General features: G+C 29.7%; 17 protein-coding genes, 1 riboswitch and 1 other annotated feature. Of the genes, 2 read left to right on the top strand and 15 right to left on the bottom strand.

Features of this window, described 5'->3' with window-relative positions; genetic code table 11:
* Nucleotides 1-41: 41 nt before the first annotated feature.
* Nucleotides 42-221, bottom strand: a riboswitch (cobalamin riboswitch).
* Between the two features lie 247 nt (nucleotides 222-468).
* Both RDX53_RS03180 and RDX53_RS03175 read right to left on the bottom strand, forming a co-directional pair.
* Entirely contained in the window at nucleotides 469-2,259 is a 1,791-nt protein-coding gene (locus tag RDX53_RS03180) for a nitric oxide reductase activation-like protein (protein WP_195929645.1), read from the bottom strand.
* A gap of 48 nt (nucleotides 2,260-2,307) precedes the next feature.
* Nucleotides 2,308-3,231 carry a MoxR family ATPase gene (locus tag RDX53_RS03175; RefSeq protein WP_195929644.1) on the bottom strand — a complete coding sequence of 308 codons (924 nt, stop codon included), beginning with the start codon at nucleotides 3,229-3,231 and terminating at the stop codon, nucleotides 2,308-2,310.
* Nucleotides 3,232-3,593: 362 nt separating this feature from the next.
* Between RDX53_RS03175 and RDX53_RS03170 the strand changes: the two genes are divergently transcribed.
* Both RDX53_RS03170 and RDX53_RS03165 read left to right on the top strand, forming a co-directional pair.
* Nucleotides 3,594-5,006 carry an MBOAT family protein gene (locus RDX53_RS03170; RefSeq protein WP_295573778.1) on the top strand — a complete coding sequence of 471 codons (1,413 nt, stop codon included), beginning with the start codon at nucleotides 3,594-3,596 and terminating at the stop codon, nucleotides 5,004-5,006.
* A 10-nt stretch (nucleotides 5,007-5,016) separates the two neighbouring features.
* The gene (locus RDX53_RS03165; RefSeq protein WP_195929643.1) at nucleotides 5,017-6,324 is read left to right on the top strand and encodes a DHHW family protein; all 1,308 of its coding nucleotides are present in this window, start codon (nucleotides 5,017-5,019) and stop codon (nucleotides 6,322-6,324) included.
* Between the two features lie 63 nt (nucleotides 6,325-6,387).
* Here RDX53_RS03165 and RDX53_RS03160 read toward each other — a convergent pair whose 3' ends face one another.
* The 13 genes from RDX53_RS03160 to sstT all read right to left on the bottom strand — a co-directional run bounded on the left by RDX53_RS03160 (nucleotide 6,388) and on the right by sstT (nucleotide 23,912).
* Nucleotides 6,388-7,260, bottom strand: coding sequence for a DegV family protein (locus RDX53_RS03160; protein ID WP_195929642.1), 873 nt, complete (start codon nucleotides 7,258-7,260; stop codon nucleotides 6,388-6,390).
* Nucleotides 7,261-7,398: 138 nt separating this feature from the next.
* Nucleotides 7,399-8,811, bottom strand: coding sequence for a glutamate synthase subunit beta (locus tag RDX53_RS03155; protein WP_307993701.1), 1,413 nt, complete (start codon nucleotides 8,809-8,811; stop codon nucleotides 7,399-7,401).
* A gap of 11 nt (nucleotides 8,812-8,822) precedes the next feature.
* On the bottom strand, nucleotides 8,823-13,340 hold the full coding sequence (gene gltB, locus RDX53_RS03150) for a glutamate synthase large subunit (protein ID WP_307993700.1): 4,518 nt from the start codon (nucleotides 13,338-13,340) through the stop codon (nucleotides 8,823-8,825).
* 340 nt (nucleotides 13,341-13,680) lie between these two features.
* Nucleotides 13,681-15,048, bottom strand: coding sequence for an MATE family efflux transporter (locus RDX53_RS03145; protein ID WP_195929372.1), 1,368 nt, complete (start codon nucleotides 15,046-15,048; stop codon nucleotides 13,681-13,683).
* A 268-nt stretch (nucleotides 15,049-15,316) separates the two neighbouring features.
* A complete protein-coding gene (locus RDX53_RS03140) occupies nucleotides 15,317-15,802 on the bottom strand; it encodes a LysR family transcriptional regulator (RefSeq protein WP_195929373.1) in 486 nt (161 codons plus the stop codon).
* Between the two features lie 31 nt (nucleotides 15,803-15,833).
* On the bottom strand, nucleotides 15,834-16,091 hold the full coding sequence (locus RDX53_RS03135) for a TfoX/Sxy family protein (RefSeq protein ID WP_195929374.1): 258 nt from the start codon (nucleotides 16,089-16,091) through the stop codon (nucleotides 15,834-15,836).
* A 12-nt stretch (nucleotides 16,092-16,103) separates the two neighbouring features.
* The gene (locus RDX53_RS03130) at nucleotides 16,104-16,904 is read right to left on the bottom strand and encodes a hypothetical protein (protein ID WP_195929375.1); all 801 of its coding nucleotides are present in this window, start codon (nucleotides 16,902-16,904) and stop codon (nucleotides 16,104-16,106) included.
* Nucleotides 16,905-17,071: 167 nt separating this feature from the next.
* On the bottom strand, nucleotides 17,072-18,262 hold the full coding sequence (locus RDX53_RS03125) for an aspartate aminotransferase family protein (RefSeq protein WP_195929376.1): 1,191 nt from the start codon (nucleotides 18,260-18,262) through the stop codon (nucleotides 17,072-17,074).
* A gap of 86 nt (nucleotides 18,263-18,348) precedes the next feature.
* Nucleotides 18,349-19,197 (bottom strand): acetylglutamate kinase, encoded by an 849-nt coding sequence (argB, locus tag RDX53_RS03120; RefSeq protein ID WP_195929377.1) that lies wholly within the window; start codon nucleotides 19,195-19,197, stop codon nucleotides 18,349-18,351.
* A gap of 40 nt (nucleotides 19,198-19,237) precedes the next feature.
* Nucleotides 19,238-20,455 (bottom strand): bifunctional ornithine acetyltransferase/N-acetylglutamate synthase, encoded by a 1,218-nt coding sequence (argJ, locus tag RDX53_RS03115; protein ID WP_195929378.1) that lies wholly within the window; start codon nucleotides 20,453-20,455, stop codon nucleotides 19,238-19,240.
* Nucleotides 20,456-20,472: 17 nt separating this feature from the next.
* Nucleotides 20,473-21,507, bottom strand: a complete 1,035-nt coding sequence (gene argC / locus RDX53_RS03110) for an N-acetyl-gamma-glutamyl-phosphate reductase (RefSeq protein WP_195929379.1) — start codon at nucleotides 21,505-21,507, stop codon at nucleotides 20,473-20,475.
* Nucleotides 21,508-21,664: 157 nt separating this feature from the next.
* Nucleotides 21,665-21,870: a binding site (T-box leader), on the bottom strand.
* Nucleotides 21,871-21,958: 88 nt separating this feature from the next.
* Nucleotides 21,959-22,534, bottom strand: a complete 576-nt coding sequence (locus tag RDX53_RS03105; RefSeq protein ID WP_195929380.1) for a bifunctional precorrin-2 dehydrogenase/sirohydrochlorin ferrochelatase — start codon at nucleotides 22,532-22,534, stop codon at nucleotides 21,959-21,961.
* 151 nt (nucleotides 22,535-22,685) lie between these two features.
* The gene (sstT, locus tag RDX53_RS03100) at nucleotides 22,686-23,912 is read right to left on the bottom strand and encodes a serine/threonine transporter SstT (RefSeq protein WP_195929381.1); all 1,227 of its coding nucleotides are present in this window, start codon (nucleotides 23,910-23,912) and stop codon (nucleotides 22,686-22,688) included.
* Between the last annotated feature and the right edge of the window lie 151 nt (nucleotides 23,913-24,063).

Here is a 24,063-nt window from a genome sequence, read left to right as displayed (position 1 = left end):
AAAATTATTCCTTAATTAAGATATTATCTCCAACCCCGGAGAAATTCTTTTATTTATTAGGCAGGTTTCCTGACTTAGTCTCATTCTATCCCTCCCTTCCCATGATTTTAGATCACAGTGGTAACTGAGGGAATCGTCAACATTACAGTAGCGGGGGCTGTAGAGGATTTACACCTCTTTCCCTATTAATCTAATGTAGAACCTAAAAAATTTTAATTTTAATACCAACATATTCCATCTTGAGAATATATTTAAAGTATAGCATAAACAGACAAAATGTGATGGTTTTCACAATTCCAATTTGTTATAGTCTATAATCTTTTTATATTTTAAATTAATATTACATTGTAATTATATGATTATGTAAGTTTAACTATATAATATGTTGTTTTTTAATTCTAATTACGATTTTATATTTTTGATATAGCTTATAAAGTCTTTTTTAATTTATTAATTCCGTTTAGTTATCTAGTTAATTATTACCTTTTTCAAATAGGTAGATACAATATCTGAAAATCTCTGTATATCTTTTATATAAATAAAGTCTTTTCCATAGATTTTCTTTTCTGCCTCTAGGTCAATTTCTTTTCCTGTAAAAACTCCTAATACCATTATTCCTCTTTTTCTAGCTTTTCTAACTTCCATAGCAGTATCTTTAATTCCTACTATACCTTTATAAGACATTTCTCCTCTTATACTTCTTGAACTGTCTTTACCTATTTTTACATCGTTTGGTTTACCGTCACTAAGTACAATTAAAATTTTATTTTCTTCTTCTCTTTCTAATAGTCCATCACAAGTTGCTTTTATCGCAAGACCATCTCGATTATTTCCAGAACAGTAATATTCAAATATATCCTCACACTTTCTGACATTATCGTTATAATCCCTAAATCGTTTTAATATTGTATAATCAAGAAAACTTTGAAACCCCATAACTCTGTTTGGAATCCCAGCGAGTGTAAGTGCAGCAGATAATATATATGCTTGTATCGCAACCATAAATTGTTTTGATGTTTGTGAACCACTTGAATCGAGTAGTATATCTATAACATATCTTCCTTTTCCATTGTCTACATCTTTATAAAATATCTTGTTATTACTACTTCGTCCTATTCTCCACGCTTTATTTGCATATATTGTTCCGCAATCAGAATAAAGTCTATCAGACGAACTTTCTTCTATTAATAATCTAGAAAAACATTCTCTAAGCTTATTTATTTGTCTTCTATATACCTTCATTTTATATTGAAATTCAAATAAGTTATTATCCTTTTGTCTAGTTACATATTTTAATTGGAACGCATTTTCACAATGTGATCTCAAAACTCCATCAGTAAAATGAAGTCTGCATCCTTCATGAACATTTCTACAATTTCTAGATTCTATTTTTCTTCTATCGCCTTCATTTAAGTATGATTTTCCATAATAGTATTCTACTCTTTTATATATCTTATTTAGCATTTCTTCATTTACATATAATACTCTATGTGGTGTAGATTCTAAATTTATATCTTCTTTTTCGTCGCCTAAACCATCTACCAACATACCGCCAGTAAAGTTATTAATCTCTGTTTCAACATTTTCTACCTCTTGGTCATCATATAATTCTTCTAACATAAAATCTGCAAATGTATCAAAATCTACTTCTACATTTTTTATATTATCTTCTACAAATTCTACATTTTGATTTTGGCTATCTAGTATATATTGAAAATATGTGAGATATATTTCATCTACCTTTTTCAAGATTTCCATTATATCTCCATGTACATCAATATTATTAATTTCTCTAAGTATTTTTCTAACTAATCTATCCATAACTGGATGTCTATCCATTCGTTGAAGGACATATGTATATTTTAATAATTTTAAAATATCTTCTTTATGTATTTTGGAATAACTTTTTAAGATGTCATCATACGCTTTATTTCTAATATCAATTACTCCTGGTCTTTCTTCTATAACTTTTTTCTCTACAATATCATTTAATACTATTTGAATAATTGTACATAAGATGTCTTTGTTATATCCAGATTTCATTCTATTAACTAAGTATTTCTTAACAGTCTCCCAATCTATATATTTTCTCATTGCGCCTGCAATTATCGCATAATACATAGATGCATCTTTTGAAGTATAATCTTTTTCTGATATATCAATATCTTCATCATACTTTCCTGCGACTGTCCAAGCTAAATTATTAACCCTATTATCAAACTCATATTCATTAAATATCCATTTTAAACTATTTGTCATATTCATCACCCTTTTAATTAATATTTAAGCATTTTCAATCTGCATAAACTAATCATTTGGGAATATATCATGACTTTCCCATCCTTCTGGAATTCTAGTTCTTATAATGTCTGATACCATTTCCTTTTCATAAATATCAAAAGTCTTTCCTGTAATCCCCATATTAATTGCTAGAGTCGGTTTTAGTCCTCTTTTTATAGTTTTTAATGCACCTATCATTCCTCTTAAATCTATTGCTTTTGTTGATATTTCTCCATTTTCTGCTTTTAATTGTAAGTCTAAGAATATTCCTATAAATTGATATAGTTTTTCATCATCTACACTAGGGAATTCTCTTTTTAATATCATTTTTAATTTTTCTTCGTCTACTGCCGGCATATCAATTACTAAAAATCTTGAAACTAATGCTTCATTTAATTCTTTTGTTCCAGCATATTCATAATTCATTGTTCCTATAAATCGAGTTGCTGGGTGTAGATTTATTCTTTCATATCCTGGAACATCTATAACTCTTCTATAATCAAGTGCTGAGTGAAGTACTACAATTGCATCATTTTTAGCCATATTTATCTCATCAAATATTCCAAACCCTCCATTCACTGCACATTCATATACTGACCCACGTCTAAGTTTAACTTCATTATCTATAAAAGTATCTGTACCTATTAAAGATGCACTATCTGTATTTATATGAAATGAAGTATTCCATTGTGGTCTTCCAAATATCTCTGATAGATTATCAGATAATAAATTTTTACCGGTTGCCTTTGGCCCTGATAATAATATATTTTCCTCTTCCAAAATCCCTGTTATGCACATCTCTAAGATATCTTTTCCTATGAAAAATGCTGGTGATTTTGTAACCCTCTCTTTTAATTCATCTTTTACATCATATTCTTTTCTAAAATATTCAATATCTTTTATTAATGATTCTCTTATGTCTTGTTCCCTTAAATTTTCTAATATATCCATCTGTTTCTCCTTTTACTTTCCCCTATTTACTTATTTTTATATTATTTTGTATAATTACCAAATTCATCTGTAATTATAATATATCGAGTTTTATAACCATATATTGTAAATTATATCACCTATCACTTATGTATTCCGTTATAAAAATAGCTAATGTTATATTTTTTTAACATATCTTATTCATCATTTTCCTCAATCCACATCTAATAATGTTGAAATTTCATTATTTTTATAGACTTTTCCTCACTGCAACTAATGGTAAAATAAGACATAAAACTCTGTCGTAAAACCTCAACTTATGTTATAATATGCTGGTATATATTGCCTAATAAGGCAATTAAAGTATTTTATAAATTGGGAGGGTGATTAAAATAGTATTTTCAAATTTATTATTTATGTTTGCTTTTTTACCAGCAAACATAATATGTTATTTTCTATCTAGAAATTTAAAAACAAAAAATATTATACTTATAGTTTTTTCACTGTTATTCTATGCTTGGGGAGAACCTATATGTGTAGCTTTATTGATATTTAGTTCATTTATAGGTTATATCTTTGCTATTTCAATAGATAAAAGCGAGACTAAACAGCAGAAAAAATTATATTTGATTATTTCATTAATAATTAATCTTGGTTTATTAGGGATATTTAAATATGCAGGTTTCTTCGTAAGCAATATCAATTACTTACTTCATTTAAATTTACCTGTCCCTCAAATCTCTTTACCAATAGGAATCTCATTCTATACATTCCAAATAGTATCTTATGTTATAGATGTGTATTGTAATAGAGTTGATTCTCAAAAGAGTTTTGCAAAATTCTTAATGTATGTATCTTTATATCCACAATTAATTGCGGGGCCTATTGTTAGATATATCGATATAGAAAGAGAAATTGATCATAGGGAAGTTAGTATTGTAAATATATCTCAAGGTATAAACAGATTTATAGTAGGTTTAGCTAAAAAAGTTATAATAGCTAATACAGCTGCTACATTAGTTTCAACTTTCTTGGACGGCAAGTTAGCTTCAATGGGTGTATTAGATGCTTGGTTCGGACTTTTCATGTACACTATTCAAATATACTTTGACTTCTCAGGATATTCAGATATGGCGATTGGTCTTGGTAAAATATTTGGATTTACATACTGTGAAAACTTCAATTATCCATACATATCAAAATCTGCTACTGAATTTTGGAGAAGATGGCATATGTCTTTAGGTTCATTCTTCAGAGATTATGTATATATACCTCTTGGGGGTAACCGTAAAAGACAATTATTAAATATATTTGTTGTTTGGTTCTTAACAGGGTTCTGGCATGGAGCTAGTTGGAACTTTATAATATGGGGATTATACTTTGGTACAATAATTTACTTAGAGAAAAAAGTATTCTTCAAATTTACAAAAAAATTACCACAAGTTATTCAATGGTTCTTTGCAATGATTGTAATAATGGTAGGTTGGGCAATATTCTACTATGTCGACTTAAATAGTCTTGGAACTTTCTTAAAAGCATTAGTAGGTTTAAATAATAACCCACTTTACTCTGATACACTTCCGATAACATTTATGAGTAATGTAACATTTGTAGTTCTTTGCATAATTGCATCTACTCCTGTTCCAAAAATGTTATTCCAGAAGTTAAATGACAATAAAGTAGTAAATGGTAATTTAGATTTTGTACAAATCATTTTTAATGTATCATTAATATTCTGTATAATATCTATGTTAGTTGGAGAAAGCTATAATCCATTCTTATATTATAGATTCTAGGGGGTATAACATGAATAATACAGCAAAAAAATATGATAATTTAAAAAATAGTAACACTACAAGAAAACCAAAACTTAGTGATTATCTAAATATTGGTGTGTGCGGCTTAATTATGATGTTCTTCTTTGTATCTATGTTCTTTACAACTAATGGTGGTGTATCTCAACAAGAAAAAAGAAAACTAGCAAGTTTTCCTAAGATATCAGAAATGACATCAGAAGATTTACTTAGCGGTACATACTTCTCAAAAATAGATGAATTTTACAAAGATAACTTTGTACATAGAGATCAATTCCTTGCTTTATCAGATTCTATAGACGGTCTTAAAGGAGTTGAAAGTGAAATAAAAATGACAGTTGTATCTAATAATGCTACTAACCAAAGTGCAACTGCTAAAGATGATGATAGTGATTCAGACAAAGATATGTATAAAAATGTTGAACAAATCGGTACTTTATTAAGTATCGACAACATAGTTTGTGAAGCGTACGGATTTAATGAACCGACTATCAATGATTACGCAGAAACAATTAAGAAATTTGGTGATACTTTAAAAGGTGCAAATGTGTATAATATTTTAGTTCCTACACATGTTGAGTTTGCATTACCATCTAAGTATCAAAACTTATCTGCAAAAGAAAAACCAGCAATTGACTTAGTTAATAGCAAAATAGGTAATAATGTAACTCCAGTAGATGCTTATTCTATTCTAAAAAAACATAAAACAGAATATATCTACTTTAAATCGGATCATCACTGGACACAACTTGGTGCATATTATGCTTATACTAAATATTGTGAAGCAGCTGACTTAAAACCATTTAAGTTAAAAGATTATCCTTTGAAAAAAGTTGAAGGATTCTTAGGTACTTACTACTCTGCTTCTAAAGACCAAAAATTAGCTGATGACCCGGATGTAGTTGAATATCGATCTGTTGGTGCTGATTTAACTGCAACAATTTACGAAAATAGTTCATTGACAAAGAGCTTTGAGGCGTCTCCTTATTCAGATTACTCTACAGGTTCAAATGCATATGGTACTTTCCTTCATGGTGATAATCCTCTTACTATAATCAAAAATCCTGATGTTGATAGTAGTAAAAAGGTTGTTGTTATAAAAGAATCTTATGGTAATGCATTTGCTCCTTTATTAACTCAAAATTATTCAGAGGTTTATGTAATAGACCCAAGATATTTTAATGGTAATCTTAATGATTTTATAAAAGAACATGAAATTAAAGATGTTATATTTATAAATAATATGGTTGCTGTTGGTTCTCAAAGTCGTGTAGATGAATTAAAGAAATTACTAAACTAAAAATATAATTTTTCAAATTTAAAAAAGAAGATAACAAAAAATATTTGCTATCTTCTTTTTTATTTATTCTTCTCTATTATTTCCTAAATAAGCCACAACTACTGCCCCTTGTGCTGTATGAGCTCCTATAGTTGGACATATATCTGATATTAGAAAATCATCTACTCCATATTTTTGTTTTATTTTTTCTGCTACATATTCGGCATCTTCAATGCAATCTCCATGAGATATAAATACCTGTTTTAAATTTGTTACATCTGATTTTTTTTCTATATTATCAACTAATGTATGTAGTGCTTTTTTTCGTCCTCTAACCTTTCCTATAGCTGCTAATCCACCTTTATCATCCATATGCAGTATAGGTTGTATATTTAGCATTGTTCCTAAAACTGCACTCGCTTTTGAAAGTCGTCCCCCTCGATATAAATGATTTAAATCAGAAACTGTAAATTCATGTATTACATGCTTTTTATTATCATTTAACCACTTAGCAATTTCTTCTATAGTTTTTCCTTGTTTTTTCATATCTACAGCATGCATAAGTAATATTCCCTGACCAACTGTACCTGATAGTGTATCAACTACTATTATCTTAGATTCTGGCTCCTCTTCCATTATTTTTTCTGCACACATTTGTGCATTATTATAGCTAGAACTTAAACCAGATGAAAAACTTAGGTGAAGTATATCATGTTCTTCATTTATTTCCTTTTGAAATCTAGAAATTATATTTATTGGATTTGATGCACTTGTTGTAGGCATTTTGCCATCTCTTAATGCTTGATAAAAATCCTTCACCGGCATATCATCTACGCCTGGGATATATTCTTTTCTGTCTACTATATAATATAGAGGATGCACTACTATATTATTTTCTTCTAAGTATTTTGTTGGTAAATCTGCTGTAGAATCCGTTGAAATAATGAAATCTCTCATATTTTATCCTCCCCTGTATAAAGAAATACTTTATTTCTAATCATATTATAATTATATTAGATTTTTATGAATTTTGGGGTTTTAAAAGCATACAAAAAATGCTATAAGTAATAAGAATCACTCATAGCATTTTTTAATTTATCTTAAATTTGTTTGCCCCATAATATCTAAATCAATTGTTTTTGCTACTTTTCTTCCATCAGCAATTGATTTGCATACTAATGATTGACCACTTCTCATATCACCTGCTGCGTATATACCTTTAACAGAAGTTCTTCTAAATTTATCAGTAGCTACATTACCTCTTTCATCAAGTTCTACACCTAAATCATGTAATAAAGTCTCATGTTCTGGATGTAAAAATCCTAATGCAAATAATGCTAAATCACATTCAATTTCGAAATCTGAATCAGGTATTTCTTTTCTATTTTCATCTAATTTAACTGCATGTAGTTTATGAACTATTCCTCCTTCGCCACTAAATGCTGTAGGTTTTACAGAATACTCCCTTATTCCACCTTCTTCAAATACTGGATTCTTAGTCATTGCATAAATTTTTCCCCAGAAACTAGCACCTTTTAAGTCCCTTTCGCTCTCTGATGATCTTTGGAGTTGATATACATTTTTCGCCCCTTGTCTTATCGCTGTTCCAACACAGTCATTAGCTGTATCTCCACCACCAATTACAATTACGTTCTTGTCAGTAGCTATAATTTCTTCCTCATCAACGTCTAGTCCTCGATTTCTCTTATTTTGTTGTTTTAAATAATCAACAGCAAAATGAAGACCTTTTAAAGAACGTCCCGGTATAGGTAAATCTCTTGCTTGAGTTGCTCCACCAGTTAAAACAATTATATCGTACTCTTTTTTTAATATTCTAGCTGGATAGTCTCTTCCTACCCATATATTTGTTTTAAACTTTATTCCCTCTTGTTTTAATAAATCAATCCTTCTATCTACAACCCATTTTTCTAGCTTAAAGTCTGGAATTCCATATACTAAGAGTCCACCTATAACATCATCTCTTTCAAATACAGTTACATCATATCCTGCTTTGTTTAATTGGTCTGCACAGGCAAGACCTGCAGGACCCGAACCAATTATCGCAACACTTTTTCCTATTCTTATTAGTGGTAGTTTTGCAGTTATCCACCCTTCTTCAAAAGCTTTATTAATTATACTAAGCTCCATATTTTTGCATCCAACAGGCTCTTTTATAGCTCCTAACACACATGCCTTTTCACATAAACCTGGACAGACAGTCCCTGTAAATTCAGGGAAATTATTTGTTTGAAGTAATCTATCTAGTGCCTCTTTCCATTGTCCTCTATATACTAAATCATTAATTTCTGGTGCAGCATTTCCAAGTGGACATCCATATTCAGATGTGCAAAATGGTACTCCACAGTCCATGCATCTAGCTGCCTGTATTCTTACTTTTTCATAATTCATTGGTATATATATCTGATTAAAGTCTTTTATACGCTCCTTTACTGGACGTTTAGTCTGATTCTCACGTTCATACTCTATAAAACCAGTTTCTTTTCCCATATTTGCCCTCCTTATACTACTTGATATTCACTTATTAATTTTTTATATACTTTAGGTATAACTCTTAAAATATTTAATTTTTCTTTATTCCAATTATCGAGTATCATTTTTGATTTTTTACTTTGAGTATATTCAAAATGTCTTTCAATTAAATATTTTAGTAATTCTTCATCCTCAGTATCTATTATGTTTTCAATATCTGAAGTGTCTAGTACTCCTGGATTTAATTTTGTATTTAGTGAATGCTTTGGATCATATACGAACACTTTTCCTCCACTCATACCAGCGGCAAAGTTTCTACCTATATCTCCTAATATAACTACTGTTCCTCCTGTCATATATTCACATCCATGATCTCCTACGCCTTCTACAACTGCTGTTGCACCAGAATTTCTAACTGCAAATCTTTCACCTGCTTTTCCGTTAGCATAAAATTCACCACTAGTTGCTCCATATAAAACTGTATTGCCTACAATTATATTTTTATCTGATTTTACAGTACATTCTTTAGGAAGTTTAACTTTTATCTTAGCTCCTGAAAGTCCCTTTCCAACATAATCATTGCATTCACCTGTCAAATTAATTGTTATTCCTTTCATTCCAAAAGCCATAAAACTCTGACCTGTACTTCCAGTTAAGTTTAAAGTTATTGTATCGTCAGGTAACCCCTCTGCTCCATAGCATTTTGCGATTTCGCCACTCAACATAGTTCCAACTGTACGATTTATGTTTTTTATTTTAAAATCACCAGTTACTTTAGTTTTATTTTCTAAACTGACTTTAGCAAATTCAATTAATTTTAAATCATATGCATTATCTATTCCATGGTCTTGCTCCATTATCTTTCTACCAACTATTCTCTCTGGTAGATTAGGTCTATAAAGTATTGAAGAAAAATCTAGATTTTTAGTTTTCTCGTTTGTTAAAAGCTCATTTATTTCTAATTTATCGACCCTACCTATCATTTCATCCATAGTTCTAAATCCAAGCTGTGCCATGATTTCTCTTACCTCTGTCGCAACGAATGTAAAATAATTTATAAGATGTTCTACCTTACCTTTAAATTTTTTTCTTAATTCTGGATTTTGTGTTGCAACTCCCATTGGACATGTATTTGAGTGACATTTTCTCATCATCATACATCCCATAACTACAAGTGGTGTTGTAGCAAATCCAAATTCTTCGGCACCTAATAATGCTGCAACTACAACATCTTTTCCAGTTCTCATCTGTCCATCTGTTTGTAATGTTACCCTACTTCTTAAGTTGTTCATAAGAAGGACTTGATGAGCTTCTGAAAGACCTAATTCCCAAGGTCCACCCGTATATCTTATTGATGTGTAAGGCGCTGCGCCTGTACCTCCATCATATCCTGATATTAATATGATATCTGCTTTTGCCTTTGCAACACCTGCTGCAACTGTTCCAACACCAACTTCTGAGACTAATTTTACTGATATATTAGCTTGTGGGTTTACACTTTTCAAATCATGAATTAACTGTTCCAAATCTTCTATTGAATATATATCATGATGTGGCGGTGGTGATATTAAATCTATTCCGGGTATTGCATGGCGTACTTTCCCTATTTTCTCATTTACTTTTTTACCTGGAAGTCTACCACCTTCTCCAGGTTTTGCACCTTGAGCCATTTTTATCTGTATTTCTTTAGCATTTACTAAGTACTCTGTTGTAACACCAAATCGTCCTGATGCAACTTGTTTTGTTGCACTCATAGTTATAGTTTTAAATCTATTAGAATCCTCCCCACCTTCACCAGTGTTTGAACGTCCACCTAATGTATTCATTGCTGTTGCTAGTGTTTCATGAGCCTCTTTACTAAGTGAACCAAAACTCATTGCTCCACTTACAAATCGCTTAACAATCTCTGATACTGGTTCAACTTCATCTAAAGAGATGCTTTCTGAATCTTTAAATTTAAGCAATCCACGTATAGTACATAACTCTTCAGCTTGGTTATCTATAGCCTTTGAAAAATCCTTGAATAATTTATAATTATTTTCTCTAACACTTTTTTGTAAGGTAGTTATTGTATAAGGATTAAACATATGTTTTTCTTCATTTCTTCTATAATTATATTTTCCACCGAGTTCTAGTGTATCTATTGGATTTCTTAATTTGTTATATGCAATATTGTGTCTTTCTAAAGTTTCTTTTGCAATTATATCAAGTCCTATTCCTTCAATCCTTGTTGGTGTTCCTGTAAAATATTTATTTACAACATCACTATTAATGCCAATACATTCAAATATTTGTGCACTTCTATAACTTTGGATTGTAGATATTCCCATCTTTGATATTATCTTTAATAATCCATGACAAATAGCTTTATTATAATTTTCTTTTAATTGTTCTGATGATTTATGACCAACGTATAATTCTTTCTTTGCTAGTTGTTCTATAGTTTCATAAGCTAGGTAAGGGTTGATTGCTGTAGCACCATATCCTATTAATAATGCAAAATGCATAACTTCTTTGGCTTCTCCAGTTTCCAAAATTATATTTACATTAGTTCTCAGCTTATTTTTTATTAGATAATGTTGTAAAGCACTAGTTGCTAATAATGCTGGGATAGGTGCTTGTTGTTTGTTTATATTTCTGTCTGATAAAATTATTACATTATATCCTTCTATTATTGCGTCTTTTGCCCTTTGACATAATAAATCTAATGCCTCGACCAAATCTTTCCCTGTACCAGGTGATCTAAATAGCATTGGTATTTTTACAGCTCTTAAGCTTTGGTTGTTTATCTTGCTTATTTTTTCTAAATCTACATCAGACAATATTGGACTATCTAATTGTATAAATTTATAATCTTTTTTATCATTATCGAGTAAGTTTGCTTTTTGCCCAACAATTGTAACTAAACTCATTATAGATTCTTCTCTTATTGGGTCTATTGGTGGATTTGTCACTTGTGCGAATAATTGTTTAAAGTAGTTATAAAGTAGTTGTGGTCTTTTGGATAAAACCGCAAGAGGTGTATCATCTCCCATAGAACCTTGTGGTTCACTTCCATCCTTAGCCATTTGTGCTAAAACTATTTTTATATCTTCATAAGTGTATCCAAATGCTTGCTGTCTTTGTAATAAAGTATCCTCATCACCTTTTGGTAGATATGATGGTTTTGCAATCATATCCATAGTTATTTTATTGCGTTTAAGCCAATCCTCATAATCATATGATTCAAATAATCCTTTTTTAATTTCATCATCTGGAATTATTCTTCCTTGTTCCAAATCAAGCATAAATATTTTACCTGGCTCTAAGCGACCACTATATTCAACGTTTGATGGTTCTGTTTCTAATACACCAGTTTCTGATGCTAATATAACAAATCCATCTTTCGTTATTGTATATCTTGATGGTCTAAGTCCATTTCTATCTAACATTGCTCCTAATTGTACCCCATTTGTAAAAGCTATTGCTGCTGGTCCATCCCATGGTTCCATTATCGTAGCATGGTAGTTATAATATGCCTTTTCTTTTTTGTCCATTAATTCATTGTTATTCCATGCTTGTGGAATGAGCATAGTCATTGCCTCAGTCAAAGATTTTCCTGTTGATATCAAAAGCTCAAATGCATTATCTAATGTTGCAGAATCTGAGCAATTTGGCGTTAAAATTGGGAACAATTCTTCTAAACCATCTTTAAATTTATCTGATTTTAGTACACCTTCTCTAGCATTCATCCAATTTCTATTTCCCATAATAGTGTTTATCTCACCATTATGAGCCAAATATCTAAAAGGCTGTGCCAAATCCCAAGTAGGAAATGTATTTGTTGAATAACGTTGATGTATTAAAGCTAATGCTGACTTAAAATCTTTATCTTCTAAATCTTTATAAAAACTTCCTATCTGTCTAGCCAAAAGTAATCCTTTATAAATTATTGTTCTGCTAGATAAACTCGGTATATAAAAATATCCTTTATTATGCATTTTAGAGTTTCTAACTTCTTTCTCAGCTTTTTTTCTAACTATGAATAATTTTCTCTCAAATTCTTCAGTCGTATAATCTTCCTTATCTATAAATACTTGTTTTATTAAAGGTTCACTACCTTTTGCGATCTCTCCAATTGCATTTCGGTCAACCTCAACATCTCTCCAGCCTAAAAGTTTTAATTTTTCTTTTCTCAAAATTGTTTCAAAAATACCTTCACATTCTAAATCTTCATCAGATTCACGAGGTAAAAATACCATACCTACTGCATATTTTCCCTCTTGTGGTAAATCAATTTTATTTTCCCTACATTTCTTTTTAAAAAATTCATGCGGTATTTGAATCATTATACCGGCTCCATCTCCAGTAGTTTCATCACATCCAGTTGCCCCTCTATGAGATAAATTTTTTAAAATTAATAGTCCCTTTTCTACTATTTCATGTGACTTTTCTCCCTTTATATTTGCAATAAAACCTATACCACAATTATCTTTTTCAAACTTTGGATCATACAGGCCTTGCTTTTCTGGTAATCCAACATTCTGTATAGTTTGTTTTCCCTTCATCTCAATTCCCCCTTAAGTATATTGAATACATTTCTTTCAAATAAAGTTTTTTCTCAGTCGACATCTGTATATGATATAATCTTTATTATAGTTAAGTTTTCAGAATTATGCAATTTTTTAAAAAATTATTTCATTTTTATTTTTTAATATCTTACTTTTTTGTTTTATATAAAGTTGAATTTAGATATAATCATTTTGTTTTAGATATATTTTTTCGCTTATTTAACTTGAAGTTATAAGTAAATAAAAAAATAATAGATATAAAGCATGATTTATTTTCCTCGCTTTATACCTATTATTTTTTAATTATTCTACTGTTTTCCATAATGTTTAATAATATTTAATTTACATCTATTACTTCTTTTTTATTAAAATATTTCTTATAGATATTTCTTTTATAAGATGTATAATATAGAACAAACATTAAGACTATACTGACAGAGTAACTACTATAAATAACTTTCATATCGTGGAAGTATTGTAATAAAACAAAGCACCATATTACTCTAAAAATACAATGAGCAAATAACGATATGAGCATTGGTTCAAATGTTTTTTCTATCCCTCTTAAACTTCCAATATAGATTTGATTCATAGCATATAAAACATATGAAGGAAATACAATCCTTATACTTTCAAGCCCAACTTTTATAACTGCTGCATCATTTGTGAACAATCTTAAAATATATGGTGCAAATATATTTAAAATAATTATAAAAATAAGAGAAGTATAAACGCTTATCTTCAGACTTATATTTATTCCTTCCTTTACTCTTTCATATTCCTTTGCCCCAAAGTTCTGTCCAACAAATCCAGTTACAGCTAGCCCAAGTGAGAAAAGTGGAAAATATAAAAATCCTTCCACCTTCGCAAAGATAGTCATACCAGCCATAGCCTCTGCACCAAACGAATTTATACTAGATTGAATAATTAAAGATGAAATGCTCATAAAAATTGCCTGTAATCCTGCTGGTAGTCCAACTAAAAATATATCTTTTGTATATCCTCTATAAATTTTGATTTGTTTTAAACTAAGTTTACAATTATCATCCAAAGACATTATCTTATACATAACTAAAAGTGTAGCTAATATTTGCGAAATTAATGTTGCTATTGCTGCCCCTTTTACACCCCAGCCAAAATAAACTATAAATAAAATATCTAATATTAAATTTAATATGCATGAAAATATTAAGAAATATAGCGGGTCTTTTGTATTGCCGAGAGCTCTTAGTATTGCTGTTCCGATATTATATAAAAGTTGAAATGTTATTCCTAAGAAACATATTTTTAGATAGTCTATAGCCAAAGAATATACACCTTTAGGTGTTTGAAGTATATTAATAATAGGTTTCATAAATATAAGACTTCCTATTGTAAATACTATTCCCAATAATACGCTTACTGCAAGTAATGTTGATATACTTTTTTTAAGTTTGTCATATTCATTAGCCCCAAATTGATTCGCGATAACTGCACTTACACCTGTTGATAGCCCTATAAAAAAGTTAACTATAACTGATATTAATAGACCTGTGGAGCCTATAGCTGCTAGTGCATCTGTACCTATATATCTACCTATGATTGCTGTGTCTGCGATATTATAGAATTGTTGTAAGATTTGAGATAATAAAATAGGAATAGTAAACATAAATAATTGTTTAGAAGTATCACCATAAGTCATATCAACTTGGCACTTTGCTTGCATATATAAAACCTCCTTTATATTTAATGTTATTCTAGATAAAGAATATCATTACAACATAATAAGAAGTATTATCAAAAATTTATATCCATGATATAACAAAAGGCATATAACCTAATAACAAAGTGTTATTAAGTCATATGCCATCATCTATAATATTCATTACATATTTAATAAACTCTTCTCCATATTTATTTAACTCCTGGCTTTTGCATTTTATATATCCAAAATCAAGATAATTCTCATATCCTTTAATAGGAATCATTTTTATTTAATTATCTTTATATTCCCCTCTAAACCAGCAACTGCCTATATTACATAGTTCTGAAAACTTTAGAAGTTTTACCATAGCGTGATCACTATTTGTTATAATATCCTCCACTCCACCCTTTATATACTTAAATTTTATATTCTCATCTTTTTTGTCATTATAAAATTGTGAAAATAGTTCTGACATCTTGCTACTTGGATTTGTTGCTATCGAAAATAAAGATTCTCCTTTATTTTGTTTTGAATGGTCTATTAATTCAGCATTTTTTAATATATTTTTTGCATATGCATAGATTCTTTCTCCATCTTTTGAAAGAATTACACCCCTTGGTGTTCTTTCAAAAAGCTCCATTCCTAAATATCCTTCTAATGATTTTATTGTTTTGCTGACATGAGGTTGGGTTGTATATAGAACTTCTGCTGCTTTACTTAAACTACCCTGTTCTGCACTAATTACAAAATACTGTAATTGATTTATATTAATCATCTTCAAGTTGCCCCTTTTTTACTCCCCAAAATTACTTCTTATATTTATTATAAAATTCCTTCAGCTCATCCTTTCTAATTTGAGGCAATTCAGATTTTTTGATTCCCAATATAGCCCCTTCTAAAGCCATCAATCTGTGAATACATGCTGATTTATCTATAGACTGAATTTTTAACCATGCTTTTTCAACACCATAATCTTTTAAATCTTCATATGTATTTATACCAACTTCATTTAATTGACTTTCTATAACCTTGCCTATATTGGGTAGCTTTGAAAGTTCTCCCATCTTATCCCCTCCTTAAAATAATTTTTCTTCTGTTATTTCATATTTAACAGGTTCATATAACTTTAAAACTTCCCAATAAGAATTTTCATCCCTTACATTTGCTAGAAACTCATCAAATTTATCTGATGTATAATTAAAATGTAAATTATATAACTTATCGATAAGATCTTTAGAGTTATAATAAACTTGTATATATATTCGTTCTAAATTCAATTCTCCACTAACATTTCTTGTTACAAACTGACGTATTAAAGTACAACAACTCAAATCTCTATATACTAAATCATTTGGTCTTATCGTATATATTATTTGATCTTCATAACAATTAAATTTTTTGTTTAAAAATTCTTCAAATGAGTCAATTAAAATATCTAGCTTTATATTTTTTTCATCAAATCCATTTTTAGTTAAAATATCATTTAAAATTTGTTTTGCTTGACTAGTTCTGTTTATAGTTGTAATACTTTCTTCTTTATTAGTAGATTTTCTATTTATATTATATCCTTCAAAAATAACTTTATATTCAAGGAAATAAGACATTATAGCATTCCAAAATATATAGAAAACTACAGCCAAGAAAAATACTATTCCAATCCTAATTTTCAAATCTATTTCCATAAAATTTAGGAAATAATAAATCAAATAAAAAATCATAAAAAATGATAAAGCATTAATTATTTTTACTATACCTTTTGATTCAACCTCGTATACTGTACCGCATGATTCACATTTGATACGTACACATTCACTCCCCAATGTTTTAAGTCTAGTTAATAAATCAATCTTACAATTACATTTACTACAAGATTTCATATAAATCCCCCCTTGTTGACTTAAAATTATAACTTTAACTTCATTATAGCATTGAAAATGTTTTCTAGCTGTAAATTTGAACATTTTATAAATATACAAAAAGATGTCCCTAATAAATTCAATTATTAAAGACATCTTCCTTTATTTTTAAAATATTTTTTAATCTATTATAAACATTGTTTTAATATTTCTAGCCCTTTATTTATTTCATCCATTGTTATTACAAGTGGAGGTAGTAATCTTACTACATGTTCTCCTGCTGTTAATATCAATAATCCCTTTTGTGCAGCTATTTTTTCTACTTCTGATGCACTTTGTTTGATTTCAATTCCTATCATTAGCCCTCTACCTCTAACTTCTACAATTTTATCTAATCCCCATGATTTTATTGTATCCATTATATAATTTCCTTTTTTAGCTACATCATCTAAAAATTCTGGTTTAGCTAATTCATCTAAAACAACATTTGCAGCAGACATGGCTAATGCATTTCCACCAAATGTCGTTCCATGGTCACCTGGAGCTAGAACATTTGATAATTTTTCGTTTGATAATATTGCTCCAACAGGAATACCACCTGCTAATCCTTTTGCCATTGTAATTAAGTCTGGTTTTATGTCGAATTCTTGGAATCCAAATAATTTGCCTGTTCTACCCATTCCAGCCTGAACCTCATCACATATTACAACTATATCTTTTTCTTGGCAAAGTTTCACAGCTTCTTCTATAAATTCTTTTTCTATTGGGTATACTCCACCTTCTCCTTGAACAGCCTCAAAAATAAATGCACATATTGTATCATCTTTTAATGCCTCTTTAAATGCCTCTATATCATTTTTTTCTACGTATTTATAACCAGTTGGTAATGGATAAAAATATTTATGATAAGCATCTTTACCAGTTGCCATCAATGATGCCATAGTTCTACCATGGAAAGATTTATTCAAACTAAGTATAGTGCCTCTGTCGCCTTCATATTTTATATCACTATATTTTCTAGCTATCTTCATAGCACCTTCGTTAGCCTCTGTTCCCGAATTACAGAAAAATACCTTATCATATCCGCTAAGTTTAACTAATTTTTCTCCAGCTTCTACATTTGGTTGATTAAAAAATATATTAGAGCTGTGTAATAATTTTGCAGCTTGGTACTGAATTGCCTCTACCAATCCTTTATGACCATATCCTAAAGAAGAAACTCCTATCCCACTCGTAAAATCTACATATTCTTTTCCATCTATATCTGTTACTGTTGCACCTTGCCCCTTATCTATTACAACTGGAATTTGAGCATATGTCTGCATAAAATTTTTATCCCATTTTTCTTGTATATTTTTCACATTTTGTGTTAATTCCATTTAAAATTCCCCTCTTTCAATATATTATTTATTATCTAATATAATTCTTTTGCATCTTTAATCCAGAATTTCAAAACTAATATTTCTTAATCAATTAAAGTCCCCACACCTGCATCAGTAAATAGTTCAGTTATTATTGAATGTCTTACTCTTCCATCTAAAATATGAACTTTTTTGACCCCTTGATTTAAAGCCTCTATACAACTATTTACCTTTGGAATCATACCACCCGTTATAACCCCATTTTCAAATAATATCGGTAAATCTTCTTTATATACATGAGATATTAAACTTTCATCCATTGATGGCTCTTCTAATAATCCTGGGACATCTGTTAAAAGTATATATTTTTCTGCTTTTAGAGCACCCGCTATTGCAGAACCTGCTATATCTCCATTAATATTATATATATTTCCTTCTCTATCAGCCCCAACTGTAGCTACCATAGAAATATACCCTGCATCTAGATTATCTTTTATTATTTGTGGGTTTACTTCAACGATTTTGCCCACATATCCTAAATCTTCTTTTGTAGGTTCACAAATTAACATATTTCCATCTATTCCACAAAGGCCAACGGCTTTTCCCCCTCGTTCATTTATTTTTAGAACTAATTCCTTGTTGACCTTTCCTGCAAGAACCATTTCGACTACTTCCATTGTGTCTTCATCTGTATATCTTAAACCATTTATAAATTCACTTTGAATTTTTAATCTATCTAACATCTTAGTTATTTCTGGTCCACCGCCATGTACAACAACTATATTAATACCAACATAACTCATAAGAATTATATCTTCCATGACTGATTCTTTTAGTCTTTCATTTTTCATGGCATTGCCACCATATTTTATTACCATAGTTTTTCCGCTATGCTTTTCTATATATGGAAGCATTTCTATCAACATTTTTGCTTTATCATCGTTAAATCCCATAATTATTTATCCCCCATTTCAACCTTATATTTTTTAAATATTAACTTCTATAACTACCATTAATTCTAACATACTCATATGTTAAATCGCATCCCCATGCATTTGCCATTTTATCTCCCATCTGAAGATCTACTATAATAGTTATTTCATCATCTTCTAATATACTTCTGGCTTTCTTTTCACTAAATTGAAGTGGTGTTCCATCTTTACAGACCTCGACATAGCCTTTTTTACTCTCAAAAATTATATCTATTTTATTTGGGTCAAATTCAGCACCCTCACATCCTATAGCACATAAAATTCTACCCCAATTTGCATCAGAGCCGAATACTGCTGCCTTCACCATTGTTGATGTTATAACAGCTTTTGATAATCTAGCAGCTATTTCTTCTGTCAAAGCACCTTCTACAACACATTCGATTAGCTTAGTAGCACCTTCTCCATCTCTTGCTACTAATTTTGCAAGTTCTGTGCATATATAGACTAAGGCTTGTAAAAATGTATCATAATTTCTATCTTTTTCGATAATTTTATCATTACATGCTTTTCCATTAGCCAAAACTATAGCCATATCATTTGTACTTGTTTGGCCATCAACACTAATTCTATTAAAACTTTTATTAGTTGCATATCTTAGAGCATCTTGTAATAGATTTTGTTCTATGTCTATGTCTGATGTTATAAATGCGAGAATAGTTCCCATATTGGGGTGTATCATTCCAGAACCTTTTGCCATTCCTCCCACAACAACTTTTTTTCCATCTATATCAATTGATACCGTTATTTCTTTTTTAATCATATCAGTAGTCATAATACCTTCTCTCGCCGCCATATGTCCCCTTTTACTAAGCTGGCTAGCAAGTTTTTCTATATTATCTTCTATCAAATCTATTTTTAATGGTTCACCTATAACTCCTGTTGATGCAACCAAAACATCTTCTGGATTTAAATTTAATACTTCTGCTGTTGACTGTGCCATTCTAAAAGCATGTTCTAATCCTTCTTTGCCATTGAATGTATTTGCATTTGCACTATTGATTATTATCGCTTGTGCATTGCCATCTTGGATGTGTTTACTTGTAACATAGATTGGATTAGCTTTAATTTTATTTTGAGTAAATACCGCGGCTGCATTGCACATAGTATCCGAATATATAAGTGCGATATCCTTTTTTTCTACATTTCTTCTAAGACCTACATGCATTCCTGATGCAGTAAATCCCTTTGCAGCTGTCACACCACCTTTAATAATTTCCATCAAATTTATCGCCCCCTTTAAAATGCTGTTGCCATTGTGCTTAACCCTTCACATTCATCAAAACCAAGCATTAAGTTCATATTTTGTATTGCTTGCCCTGCTGAACCTTTAACCATGTTGTCTATAGCAGAACATATGATTATCTTTGATTTATTTTCGTGAATTGATATAGCACATTTATTTGATAATCTGACGTGTTTTACTGTTGCAACTTGACCAAGTGGTAAAATGTCTACAAATGGTTTATCACTATAGAATTTTTCTAGTTCATTTTGTATCGTATCTATTGTAACGCCTTCAGCTTTATCACAATAAATTGTAGATAATATTCCTCGATTCATGGGTGATAAAATTGGTGTAAATATTATTTCTACTGGTTCACCTGCTGCATCACTTAAGTTTTGTTCAATTTCTGGAGTATGTCTGTGATTTCCTATTTTATAAGGAACCATATTTTCGTTTATTTCAGGATAATGGCTAAGTAGTGTAAGCCCTCTGCCCGCACCTGTCACTCCTGATTTTGAGTCAGCTATTATATTTTCTTTCTTGATTAATTTTGCTTTTAATAATGGCATCAAAGGTAGTGATATACTTGTTACATAACATCCTGGATTAGCTATTACTTGTGCATTTTTTATTTCGTCTTTATAATGTTCACAAAGACCATAAACAGCTTGCTCATGTAAATTTTTATCTATAAATGATACGTTGTACCATTTATTAAAAAGTTTCTCATCTTTTAATCTAAAATCTGCACCCAAATCAACAACTTTTTTCCCCTCTTTAACTACTTGCAGTACAAATTTTTCACTAACCCCATGTGGTAAAGCTGTAAATATAAAATCACATTCTTTTATTACATCTTCATTTTTTATACATTTCATATCATTTGTTATACCTACACTTGGATAAACTTCTGTAATACTTTTATCTACAAAGGAATTTGATCCTATTGCAGTTAATTCTACTTGTGGGTGAGAATTTAATAATCTTATTAATTCTACACCAACATAACCTGTAGCCCCTATTATACCTACTTTGACTTTGCTCATATTCTTTCCAATCCCCTTTTATTAATTTTTATCAAAAAAGCCCCTTGAAATAAATTCAAGAGGCGAAATTCCGCGGTACCACTCTTATTAATAAAATTTCTTAACTCAAGTAATACGTATAAATTCTGTATATTAAAAAAGTCTCTCGGCTAAAAAACCAAGAGACGAATATACCGCGTTACCACTCTCATTGATAAGAAACTTATCCACTCTACTCTTTTAAGGCAAGATTACCTGTTTTTCTACTTAATTCAAAAAACATTCTCCAAAGCTCTCTTCACAATAGGTTTCTTTGCCCAGCTTCCACCATCCCAGACTCTCTATAAATTCTACCTATGCTACTATCTTCTTCATAGAATTTAACATGTTTCATTTTAGTAAGTAATCATATTATAATAAAATAATATAAAACTTTTAATATTCTGTCAATAAATTAATTTTATTTTATAAATTAAATTTTTTCTTTAAGTTCATCTACTGATAAATCGATTAAGGCTTTTATTTTTTTCCTTCTTTCATTTATATCCTTATTTTCTTTTATTATTTTTGCTCTAGCTAGTCCCAAAAGCTCTATATATTCTTCATATGATTCATCATATTTTTCTTCTAGCTCTCTTTTTATTTTCGCCGATAAAGATGGGCTATTTCCACCTGTAGATATACTTAATAGCAATTCCCCTCGCTTAACATATGATGGAACAGTAAAATTAGAAAGCTCTTTATCATCTACAACATTTACTAATTTACCATGTTTATTGCAATAGATTCCTATCTCATGATTTATCTCTTTGTTATTAGTAGATGCTACTACTACAAATGAGTCCTCTATATATTTTTCTTTGTATTCATCACAAATCATCTCTATCTTATCTTTTATTTCATCAAATTCACAAACAAATTCTTTTGAAATTACAGTTACCTTTTTCCCAAAATCTAAAAAATTTGTAGCCTTTCTATAAGCTACCTTACCTCCACCGATTATAGTGATTTTTATATTTTCTATATCTAAATTTATTGGATAAAGCATTTTTTACACCTTTCTATTATTTATTTTATTAAAAATATAAGCATTTAAAAATATTATATCATAGCATTATAAAAGGCTATTAAAAAGTATATTTCAACTTTATAATAGCCTTTTGATATTGTATTGTATTCTAATTTAATTAAATTTATAATTATACTGGAATTTTTCTTCCTTCTTTTCTCCACTCTTTAAATTCTGCTGCTGCAGTAAATAAAGCATCTGTTGAAGAGTTAAGTCCAGTTTCACAAGAGTCTTGTATAACTCCTATAATAAATCCTACACCAACCATTTGCATCGCTACTTCATTTGATATACCAAATAAACTACATGCTAATGGTATAAGTAAAAGCGATCCACCTGCTACACCTGATGCACCACATGCAGAAACTGCAGCTAATACACTAAGAACTATAGCAGTTGGTATATCTACTGTTATTCCTAAAGTATGAACAGCCGCTAATGATAATACTGTTATTGTAACTGCTGCACCACCCATGTTTATAGTAGCACCTAATGGTATTGATACTGAATAATTATCTTCATTTAATCCTAAACTTTCACATAACTCCATATTAACTGGTATATTCGCTGCTGAACTACGAGTAAAGAATGCAGTTATACCACTTTCTTTTAAACATTTAAATACTAATGGATATGGGTTTTTTCTTATATTTAAATATACTATTATTGGATTTACAACAAATGCAACAACTGCCATACATCCTAATAATAATGCTAATAATGAACCGTAATCTTTAAATATACCTATACCATTTGTTGATATAGCTGTGAAAACTAATCCTAATATACCAAATGGAGCAAAACTTATAACCCATTTCACCGCTTGTGTAACTGCATCTGAAATATCAGCTAAAAATTCTTTTGTTCTATCTGAAGATTTTCTTAATGCCAAACCAAATACTACTGCCCAAGCTAATATACCAACATAATTTGCATCTACTATAGCTCCAACTGGATTACTAACTATATTTAGTAATAATGTTTTTAATACTTCACCTATTCCTCCAGGTATTGCTGTATCAACCTCTGCTACTGAACCCAAATTAATTGTAACTGGGAATATAAAACTTGCTACAACTGCTACTAAAGCAGAGCAAAAAGTACCGATTAAATATAGTGCTATAACTGAACCCATGTTATTCTTTTTACCATCTTTATGTTGTGCTAAAGCACCAATAACTAAGAAAAATACCAATACTGGAGCTACTGCTTTTAATGCTCCAACAAATAATTCCCCTAAAAGTCCTATAATTTGAGCTTCCTTAGCAAATGTACCTAAAATAATACCAATTATCATCCCTACCAATATACGTTTAACCAAACTTATACTGTTCCATTTTTCTAAAATTCCCTTCATAAAAACATTCCTCCTTATATTATTTTGTGCACGCGATAAAAAGAAAAAAATAATTCTATTTATCTTTTTGTTAAATTATTCCTATTATTTATTAATAATACATTATTTTCCTGTAAATTGCCATAAAAAAACAAAAAGTCTAAATCTTATG

The sequence above is a fragment of the uncultured Intestinibacter sp. genome (genome assembly GCF_902468165.1).
GTDB lineage: Bacteria > Bacillota > Clostridia > Peptostreptococcales > Peptostreptococcaceae > Intestinibacter.
This window is presented reverse-complemented; position numbering and strand designations above follow the sequence as displayed.

Coding starts and splice junctions, on each gene's coding strand:
- RDX53_RS03180 (WP_195929645.1), bottom strand. CDS start 2,259: ATGACAAATAGTTTAAAATGGATATTTAATGAATATGAGTTTGATAAT.
- RDX53_RS03175 (WP_195929644.1), bottom strand. CDS start 3,231: ATGGATATATTAGAAAATTTAAGGGAACAAGACATAAGAGAATCATTA.
- RDX53_RS03165 (WP_195929643.1), top strand. CDS start 5,017: ATGAATAATACAGCAAAAAAATATGATAATTTAAAAAATAGTAACACT.
- RDX53_RS03160 (WP_195929642.1), bottom strand. CDS start 7,260: ATGAGAGATTTCATTATTTCAACGGATTCTACAGCAGATTTACCAACA.
- RDX53_RS03155 (WP_307993701.1), bottom strand. CDS start 8,811: ATGGGAAAAGAAACTGGTTTTATAGAGTATGAACGTGAGAATCAGACT.
- gltB (WP_307993700.1), bottom strand. CDS start 13,340: ATGAAGGGAAAACAAACTATACAGAATGTTGGATTACCAGAAAAGCAA.
- RDX53_RS03145 (WP_195929372.1), bottom strand. CDS start 15,048: ATGCAAGCAAAGTGCCAAGTTGATATGACTTATGGTGATACTTCTAAA.
- RDX53_RS03140 (WP_195929373.1), bottom strand. CDS start 15,802: ATGATTAATATAAATCAATTACAGTATTTTGTAATTAGTGCAGAACAG.
- RDX53_RS03135 (WP_195929374.1), bottom strand. CDS start 16,091: ATGGGAGAACTTTCAAAGCTACCCAATATAGGCAAGGTTATAGAAAGT.
- RDX53_RS03130 (WP_195929375.1), bottom strand. CDS start 16,904: ATGAAATCTTGTAGTAAATGTAATTGTAAGATTGATTTATTAACTAGA.
- RDX53_RS03125 (WP_195929376.1), bottom strand. CDS start 18,262: ATGGAATTAACACAAAATGTGAAAAATATACAAGAAAAATGGGATAAA.
- argB (WP_195929377.1), bottom strand. CDS start 19,197: ATGGGATTTAACGATGATAAAGCAAAAATGTTGATAGAAATGCTTCCA.
- argJ (WP_195929378.1), bottom strand. CDS start 20,455: ATGGAAATTATTAAAGGTGGTGTGACAGCTGCAAAGGGATTTACTGCA.
- argC (WP_195929379.1), bottom strand. CDS start 21,507: ATGAGCAAAGTCAAAGTAGGTATAATAGGGGCTACAGGTTATGTTGGT.
- RDX53_RS03105 (WP_195929380.1), bottom strand. CDS start 22,534: ATGCTTTATCCAATAAATTTAGATATAGAAAATATAAAAATCACTATA.
- sstT (WP_195929381.1), bottom strand. CDS start 23,912: ATGAAGGGAATTTTAGAAAAATGGAACAGTATAAGTTTGGTTAAACGT.